General features: G+C 46.4%; 9 protein-coding genes and 1 pseudogene. All 10 read right to left on the reverse strand.

Annotation, left to right across the window (positions count from 1 at the left end; translation table 11 throughout):
- Positions 1-593, reverse strand: a pseudogene (locus tag WG8_RS29025) (iron-containing alcohol dehydrogenase); the annotation flags it as partial.
- Positions 594-629: 36 nt separating this feature from the next.
- Positions 630-1,637, reverse strand: a complete 1,008-nt coding sequence (gene bioB / locus WG8_RS21870) for a biotin synthase BioB (RefSeq protein ID WP_007432455.1) — start codon at positions 1,635-1,637, stop codon at positions 630-632.
- Positions 1,638-1,839: 202 nt separating this feature from the next.
- Entirely contained in the window at positions 1,840-3,141 is a 1,302-nt protein-coding gene (locus tag WG8_RS21875; RefSeq protein WP_179033434.1) for a hemolysin family protein, read from the reverse strand.
- Between the two features lie 389 nt (positions 3,142-3,530).
- Complete coding sequence (gerQ, locus tag WG8_RS21880; protein ID WP_007432457.1) at positions 3,531-3,986, reverse strand: spore coat protein GerQ; 456 nt, start codon at positions 3,984-3,986, stop codon at positions 3,531-3,533.
- Positions 3,987-4,038: 52 nt separating this feature from the next.
- Complete coding sequence (locus tag WG8_RS21885) at positions 4,039-4,461, reverse strand: cell wall hydrolase (protein WP_007432458.1); 423 nt, start codon at positions 4,459-4,461, stop codon at positions 4,039-4,041.
- Between the two features lie 126 nt (positions 4,462-4,587).
- A complete protein-coding gene (locus WG8_RS21890) occupies positions 4,588-5,337 on the reverse strand; it encodes an SDR family NAD(P)-dependent oxidoreductase (protein WP_007432459.1) in 750 nt (249 codons plus the stop codon).
- A gap of 132 nt (positions 5,338-5,469) precedes the next feature.
- A complete protein-coding gene (locus tag WG8_RS21895) occupies positions 5,470-5,865 on the reverse strand; it encodes a DUF2500 domain-containing protein (RefSeq protein ID WP_007432460.1) in 396 nt (131 codons plus the stop codon).
- Between the two features lie 189 nt (positions 5,866-6,054).
- A complete protein-coding gene (locus WG8_RS26830; RefSeq protein WP_080572162.1) occupies positions 6,055-6,237 on the reverse strand; it encodes a hypothetical protein in 183 nt (60 codons plus the stop codon).
- 198 nt (positions 6,238-6,435) lie between these two features.
- The gene (locus tag WG8_RS21905) at positions 6,436-7,686 is read right to left on the reverse strand and encodes a YCF48-related protein (RefSeq protein ID WP_007432462.1); all 1,251 of its coding nucleotides are present in this window, start codon (positions 7,684-7,686) and stop codon (positions 6,436-6,438) included.
- Between the two features lie 165 nt (positions 7,687-7,851).
- Positions 7,852-8,870, reverse strand: a 1,019-nt coding sequence (locus WG8_RS21910) for an APC family permease (protein WP_007432463.1), incomplete at its 5' end; no start/stop codon positions are given.

An 8,870-nucleotide genomic window follows, 5' to 3' on the forward strand; every position in this document is an offset into this window, starting at 1 on the left:
AAGGTTGGCAAACCGCCAGCCATGGTTGTTGCACGAGCTTCGATGACTGCGCGAGCTTCAATCCACGTTGCCATAGCATCTGCAATACCTGAGGAGAGGAATAGTGGCGGTGCTTGGGAAATGACTTTCGTATCGACCAGGATCAAACTTGGATTTTTACTAAAAAAGGAATACGTATCAAACGCACCTTCATCCGTGTACAAGACAGATAGCGCACTGGTCGGTGCATCCGTGGAAGCAGTCGTAGGAATAATCACAACCGAGGAACCGAGTAGTTCATTAACGGCTTTGGCGGTATCCAGCGTTTTGCCACCACCAACACCGATGACAATATCAACCTTACCGTTTCGTCCCTGATCAGCAATGCGGTTCACTTCATTTTTGGACGCTTCTCCTTGAAATTCAACCTTAACCGCTGTAATCCCCGCCTGCTCCAGACTTTTGACTACCCGGTCGGCTGCGATGCCCCAAACCAGCTTATCTGCAATAACCAGAGCCGTATGACCTAATGGCTTGACATACTCACCCGTTTTATCAATCACGTTTTTCCCTTGCACATATTTACCTGGACTAATAAATACTTTTTCGCTCATCGTTCAACTCTCCTTTCAAGTTTTGTACAACTCTTATTATACGGCGGAAAGGGCGCATATCTCAATTTCAAACCCGAGATCTTCAATCATTTGATGATCAGTTGTGACCTCTTGCCCTTCTGTCGTCAAATAATCGCCTACAAAAATCGAATTGGCCGCATACAGAGATAGAGGCTGTAGTGAGCGTATATTGAGCTCCCGTCCGCCAGCAACACGTATCTCTTTGGATGGACAAATGAACCGGAACAATGCCAGTACCTTTAACGCTCGGATTGGTGATACACGCTTTGCTCCTTCCAGTGGAGTTCCGGGAATCGGATTCAGAAAATTAACCGGAATCGAATCAGCATCAAGTTCCCGCAAGGCATAGGCCATTTCAACGATTTCCTCATTCGTTTCCCCCATACCGATAATAACGCCAGAGCATGGAGACATTCCGTGAGACTGAGCTATTTTAACGGTTTCGATCCGTTGATCGTATGTATGTGTAGTGGTAATGGACGGATAGTTACCCTTACTTGTATTTAAATTATGGTTATAGCGATGTACGCCAGCCTCTGCCAGCCTCCGGGCCTGATCCTCCTTGAGAATCCCCAGGCAAGCACAAATTTTGAGCGGCAGCGTACTGGTAATCTCCTGCACAGCCTCAATCACCTGATCCAGCTCTCGATCCGTTGGGCCTTTGCCGGAGGCGACAATGCAGTACGTTCCCGCTTTCCGTACTACCGCTTCTCGCGCCCCGGCCAGCAGAGACTCCTTATCCAGCATACTGTACTTGCTGACAGGCGCCGTGGAGACAATAGATTGTGAGCAATAGCCGCAATCCTCCGGACACAGGCCGCTTTTGGCGTTCATGATCATGTTAAGCTTAACCTTTCTTCCGTAAAAATGATGCCGGACCCGGTACGCAGCTTGCATAATCGGCAATAGCTCCCCATCATCGGCTTCCAATATCGCAGCGCCTTCCTTTTGTGACAATTTGCTGCCCTGGATCGCTTTATCTGCCAACGAGTACCAATCTAGACCTGCATTGAATAATTCCATACTTCATACCTCCATTATTTTGATCATGAAAAATAATAAAATGCTCAGGAACATTTAAATTCATTTTTATTGTCAACTTAGTATATTTTATTTAGGTTGACAATAACACGAACAATCATATCAATTCATATCCTATCTGTAAAGAAGGCAAATTAAAAAGCGACCCCATATCATTCAAGGTCGCTTCCAAGGTTTTATTCCATTATGAGACTCCTGCTTCCTCCACGATGACAGGCTGCTTTATCAGCCGAATACGTGAAATCCGCTTATTTTCAACTTCCTCAACAACAAACATACATCCTTCGAACACAACAGACTGACCCGGCTGTGGAGGAATAACCTCAACATGTGAGTATAGCCAGCCTCCTACCGTATCATAATCTTCATGATCGAGTTCCAGTCCAAAGCGATCGTTCACTTCATCAATTAATAACATACCGTCAATGGAAAATTCCTCGTCATTAATCTGCTCACAGCCAGGACGTTCCTGATCGAACTCATCCTGAATTTCACCCACGATTTCTTCCATAATGTCTTCCAGCGTTACCATCCCCGATGTTCCGCCATATTCATCAATCAAAATCGCAATTTGCGTCTTGCTGCGCTGTATGCGCTTAAGCAGGTCACTAATTTGTGTGGATTCAGGAACAGCCAAAATTGGTCGAATCATCGTACGGGTATCCAGTGTGTTCGCCCGCAGAAGGTCCTTAATGTGGATAAAGCCAATGATATGGTCCTTATCTTCGGCGCAGATTGGATAACGGGTTCTCATGCTTTCCGTCGCAATTCTGAGATTTTCCTCTCTGGACTCATTGCTGTACAAACAGATCATCTCGGTACGCGGAATCATAATTTCCCTGGCGGTCGTATCGGCAAAATCAAATATATTATCAACAAGCGCCAATTCCGTATTATCAATTAGTCCGCTCTTATTGCTTTCTTTCATCAGAATGCGTATTTCATCTCCCGTATGCGCGGAATCGTCATGTTCAGATACCGGCTCCATACGGAATAAACGCAACAGGCTGTTCGCCATTCCATTCAACACCCAGATGAACGGATACATCAGCTTGTAAAACCAAGTCATCAGCATGGCTGAATACAGCGTAATGGTTTCAGATTTACGAATCGCTATCGTCTTGGGCGCCAATTCACCCAGCACAATATGCAAAATCGTAATGACAATAAATGCAATGACCACGGCAGTTCCGTGCACATATACCGCTCCCAATCCGGCGGCAGTAAATACAGGTTCGATCAAATGTGCGATGGCCGGCTCTCCGATCCACCCCAGTCCCAGCGATGCTAGTGTAATGCCCAACTGGCAGGCTGACAGATATGCATCCAAATTGCGTAGCATATTGGCAGCGTACACGGCCTTTTTGTTGCCCGCCTCCACCAATGTTTCAATACGGCTGCTTCTGACCTTGACCATGGCAAATTCCGCAGATACAAAAAAACCATTCAATAATACTAATGCAAAAACAATAATCAAGTTAAACATACTCGGTAAAGGGTCACTCAATATGCTCCCCATCAGCCGTCATTACGGCAGACAGGCGCACCTCCTTCGGATAATTTCATCATAGACAGAACGATAACACATCATAAGCAGCATCAACTTCCCAACACGTTCACTCCTTCCTGCTTCTAAAAGCATTTTTCCGCATGATTAAATAGATTTTTATCAGCTTATATTCAATTATATAACTATACTCTATACAGTCAAACCACAAGCAATGTCATAAAAATCAGTTTCCCCTGTTATTAGGGTCAAAAAGCTTCATTTTTCGCCTCTTACCACAAAGGAAGCAACTATATTTGAGAAAGATTATAAACAAAATACATCCCCTGCCTTCAGGCAGAGGATGCAGACTAATCTATATAAAGGCATCAGCGAACCGGGGATACGCCCGGGCTCCCGATGACGCCGGGATATTGATACACCAAAGGCTCATCAAAAGTAGCATAATCCAGGTTTACCATAAGTAGAACGGTCCGCTTGCCCGTAGCCGGATCACTGATAATAATGTGGTCACGACCCGCTGCTTCCAACGTACCTTTGAATATTTTCGCGTTCCATTCCCGGTTATTTTCATACGTCATATAAAAGGTTCCTACTTTACCCAAGTTCAAGCGTAAAATGTTTTCAATATAGGACTGCTCATATTGTGGAGTCTGACTCTGTACCACCATACCAGTCGGTGTCATCGCGCTACCGCTGTTAACCTGAGGGGGATAGGTGCTGATGGGCTGCATGGTTCCCATTGGATACATCCCTCTGGGCCATTCGGGATACCCGCCACCGGCAGGATAAGAAACAGGGCGATAAGCTTGCTGTGAAATCATGTAAATTCCTCCTAAAATGGTTTTAAATCATCCAAACTCACGTTGAAACTCTCTAGTAGACGGCAGGACAATCCTGTACGGAAGGGATAAAAAAACAGTGCGCTTTGAAGCGCCCGGAATTGACCTGGTTATACCAGGTATCTGGACAGTCTCCGGCAGGTCTGAAAAACCACAATGCATTCGAAGCCGGGCGTATTTTTTCCCCATTAATGACACGCTGGGCAAGACGAATGTCTCGGTCACGCGCTCTTTGATAAAAGTACCCCTTCTGAGTAGCTTCAAACCCGCCAGGACTCTGAAAGACCATATCGTTCATGAGGCGAATTCCCTGAAAATCCAGACAATTGCCCAAAATCCGATTTACTCCGACATTGCCAACCATGAGCATCCCCAGCTCTCCTTCTCCTTCGGCCTCTGCCCGCATAAGTCGGGCGAGTGTCCTTACATCCTCTGAGTTGACATTAATAACAGCCAACGCGTCCCCTCCTCGTTCTTCATCACATACCGTATCGTATGGTACAAATGCCCAATAGGTGACAGTTTCAAAAAAACAAATTAAAAAAAATAGCCCCCAAATTAGGGGCTACTTATTCGGTCAGTATTAAGGCTCATAAATCATTTTGCGCGTCATTCCGCCATCTACCACCAGATTTGTACCTGTTACAAAATCATTACCAGGTTGGGTCAAATACAGACAGGCCCGCGCGATGTCTTTAGGAGTCCCCACGCGTCCAGACGGATGTTGCCGATGGTCTTCTACACGCAGTTGCCCATAATCCCCGGTCTCAATCCACCCTGGACTGATGCAATTGACCTGAATTCCATCCTTTCCTAGGGATATGGCCATCGCGTGTGTTAGGGCCGCAATGGCGCCTTTGGACGCCGCATAGGCTTCTGTATCCGGCTCCGACATAAAAGCCCGTGTAGAGGTCATATTGACCACCGATCCCCCCTCCGGATTTCGTTTCATCACCTTGGCCGCTTCCCGTGTCGCAATAAAACAGCTGCGTACGTTCGTATTCAAAATGTCATCCCATTCTGCTACCGTTAACTCATACGGGGATTTCCATTTGGAGACACCTGCGTTGTTGATCAGTGTATGAATAGTGCCGTATTCTTCCTCCGTGGTACGAATTAGCGTTACAATATCTTCTTCTTTCCGCACATCACAAGGAATAAAAGTGGCCTGATATCCTTCATTTCGTGCCACTGCAGCGGCGGCCGCGCCCTCTTCCTCATTACGGTCCGCAAATACGACTTTGGCACCCTGTGCAGCGTAGGCAAAAGCGACTTCTTTCCCGATTCCATGCGCCGCTCCTGTTACAATAACAACTTGTCCTTCAAATGACACGACTCATTCCTCCCTCTAAACTCTTTACTAGTATATATGTACCAAAATGTGCTGTACAAGAAACACTCACAGCCCCCTACTCTGTTGCATCGCAGAAGGCCGTGAATGATCAAATGAGGGAATAGGCTGTGATCACATTTTAACCTGTTCCAGGCTATAGCGATTCAGGCGTTGAAATCCGATATATCGTGTACCCTGAAAGGTAAGCCGTCCCTCATCCCCTTCGGCACATTGACCATATTCTTCTCCGGTTACCTTAAACTCCATCCGGTCGCCGCTCTCCACCTCAAAGGTTAAGTAATAGAAAGTATAGGTACGAGTGCCTTGCTCCTCCTGCCGCCTCTGCTGGAGATGTGTCCTTCTGGCCGTAATTCGGGAACCAACTGTCAATACAGGCTGCCTTTTATTTCGGTTCCACTCCATGACTTCTCTGCCCGCAGACAACACGACAATGCCTAACACAACTACGAAAAAAACGGGCAGTACCGTACCCAGCCAATCGAACATCCATAATGACTCAAATCCCATGCACCGCACTCCTCTCCGCCAGGCATTCCACAGGGAAACCGCCGGGCATCCTCACATGACCTAAGCTTTCCCTAATAGTATATGTAGGCTCCTGCCCAAATTTGATAGCAACTCCTTAAGAACGCCAAGAGCCTCCGCGGAATGATCCGGGAGGCTCAAGATATGGCGATATCAGAATGGTACATTGATTTACACATGTACAAGCTGGAGATAATGTTGTGTCTCATCCAGAACTTCACAATCTTCGGCTTCAGCGTAACGCTCCGCACACTGCTTGCAGTCCTCTTCAGTCGTGCAACCATAGGCATCCTGACAAGTGTAACAAAATTGAAGGTAGTATTGGGTTAACATATGATCCTGATTCGCTCTCATGATTATCACTCCTATCGTTGTTTACAGGTTTAGTATAACAGCGCCGCAGTTTTTACCTTGTGATTTTTTTCACATATTGTCGTATAAAATTTAAATTTTTTAAAAATAAACCGCCCCACGCCTCTTTCCTGAGTCTGCATGTCTTTTGAGAACCTGCAAAGTTAGGAAAAAAGCCCAGGGCGATCACCTTTATAAAGTTTATAGAATTCTCCAGTTTGCGCCGCCGTCCGTCGTTTTCAGCAATAGTGATTTCTTATCGTCCAGACGCTCCAAAAGCAGCCAGCCTACCGAAGATGAAACAAAACGGAGCTTGACCGATCGAGGGTAATCTTTTAGCTTCGAAGCCAGTACTTTGTTGCCTGTGAGACTTGTCCACGTCTTTCCCCCATCCAACGTGCGGCTCATTCCGGTTTGGGTTATAATCCAGCCTTCCTTTTCGTTTAGGAAGGTACGCCCAGGGATAATAGACTTGCTTTTGCTGCTCAGGCCCAAAGACACAGCGTTCCATTGTGTGCCTGCATCAGCAGTAAACAGCCCGCTATATTTTGTGCTGTTACCTCCATAGCAAAGGACTGGAACCCAATATGAGGAGCTGCTTCCTTGAAGAGACTGCTGAGCTTCTGCCTGAACCTGTGGGCAACCCTGCAATCTATTAACTGCCGGAGTCCATGTTTTCCCTTGATTCAAAGTTCTATACAGTTTAACACTGCTATCCAGATTGATCGCAACAAAACCCTGATTGTCGGAAGAAAAACTCATCCCCGCTACACTGCCCTGATCGGGCAGCCCCGAGCCTGATACACCGGATATCATACCGGAACTTTGCGCAACCTTTTTCCAGGTGGCTCCCCCGTCAGTGGTGTGATACAACAATTTTTGCTGATCCCGCTCATTCAGGTTTACATATGCCATGATCCAGCCTGTAGACGGATTCACATATTGAATTGAACTCACATATTCCCCGTTTGGTAGTGCTGACACATCCCAGCTCTGTCCTCCATCAGCCGTTCGGAGAATAACGGTTGCTGTTTTGTCCAAATTCTGACGGACAACCCAACCGTGACGGGAATCAGTGAAGCTAATGTCCTTTCCATATTCAAGTTTGTCTTGAAATTGAACATTTTCGGAAGGAGAAATATTATTCCAGGTCTTTCCTCCATCATGCGTATAGTAAAGTCGAAGCTCATTGCGGGTAACTCCCCACACCAAGCCTTTATTGTTATCGATCAAATGAAAATCGGCTATTCGCGTCTGCACTACATATTTGGCGTTTGGATCGCCCACCTGTGGAGTTAAAGGTGGATTAATCGTGATCGTTTGTCCCTGGTCATCAGGTTCTTCTACCGGGGGTTTGGTTACAGTTTTTGGGGGTTCAGAAGAGCAGGCAGCCAACAGAATGCCAGTCAACAGCATTATTCCCCCCAGAAGCGCACGCCAGCGCAGTTTCATATATAAAAATCCTCCCTCAATGGCATGCGGCAATCCCGTGCCAAAAGCTTATCTGAAACAAAATTATAACATAAACGACCTTATGTGACACTTTTCGCGCTCATGACAAAAAAAACCGGACCTGCACATCAGTGCAGAAATCCGGCTTTTTCCATAATCATTCGATCAAGATTTACGATTCAACAAACTTTTGTGATATCCATAAAAGAAGTAAATCAGCAGCCCGAGCAGGAGCCACACGAGGAATCCGATCCACGTACTAATATGAAGCTGGAGCATCAGACCGATACACACGAGAGCACTCAAAATGGGGATCACCGGAACCCATGGCACGACAAATCCTCTTTTCAAATCCGGCCGTTTCTTACGAAGAACGATAACTCCCACCGATACGACTGCAAAAGCGAACAGGGTTCCAATGCTCGTCAGATTAGTCAGTGCCTGTAACGGAAACAATCCACTAGCCAAGGCAATAATGCTGCCGACCAGCCAGGTGCTTCGAATCGGTGTTTGAGTTTTGGCATTTACTTTAGACAAAAATAGCGGTAAAAGTCCATCACGTGACATGGAGAAAATTAACCGTGTCTGACCATACAGCAGCACCAGCAGTACAGTAGTCATCCCTGCAATCGCACCGACTGAAATCAATCCTGCCACAAAGTCCTGATGAATAAAGCGCAGGGCAAACGCAACAGGATCGCTTACCCCCAGCTGCGTGTAAGGCACCATTCCTGTTAATACGACCGAAACCGCTATATACAGTACCGTACAGATCGCCAACGAAGAAATAATGCCAATTGGCATGGTCCGCTGCGGATTGCGTACCTCTTCGGCAGCGGTTGAGATGGCATCGAAGCCCAGATAAGCGAAAAATACGATGGCTGCTGCACTTAGAACACCGGAAAATCCATAAGGCAAAAATGGCGTCCAGTTGGCAGGTTTAACATAAAAGATTCCGATTCCAATAAATAGCAGTACAACTCCGACTTTGACACAAACCATTATAAAATTGAATCGAACAGTCTCCCTTGCCCCGAGACTCAGCAATAGTGTGATTAACATAATGATGCACACGGCAGGCAGATCAATAATGGTCCCCTTGGCCGAATCGAAGGCTGCGGTTAGAGCAAGGGGCAGATGTATATCGAACCCTGCCAGCAAGCCTTGAAAATAAGCAGACCAGC

Origin of the sequence: Paenibacillus sp. Aloe-11 (assembly GCF_000245715.1) — a bacterium.
GTDB classification, from domain to species: domain Bacteria; phylum Bacillota; class Bacilli; order Paenibacillales; family Paenibacillaceae; genus Paenibacillus; species Paenibacillus kribbensis.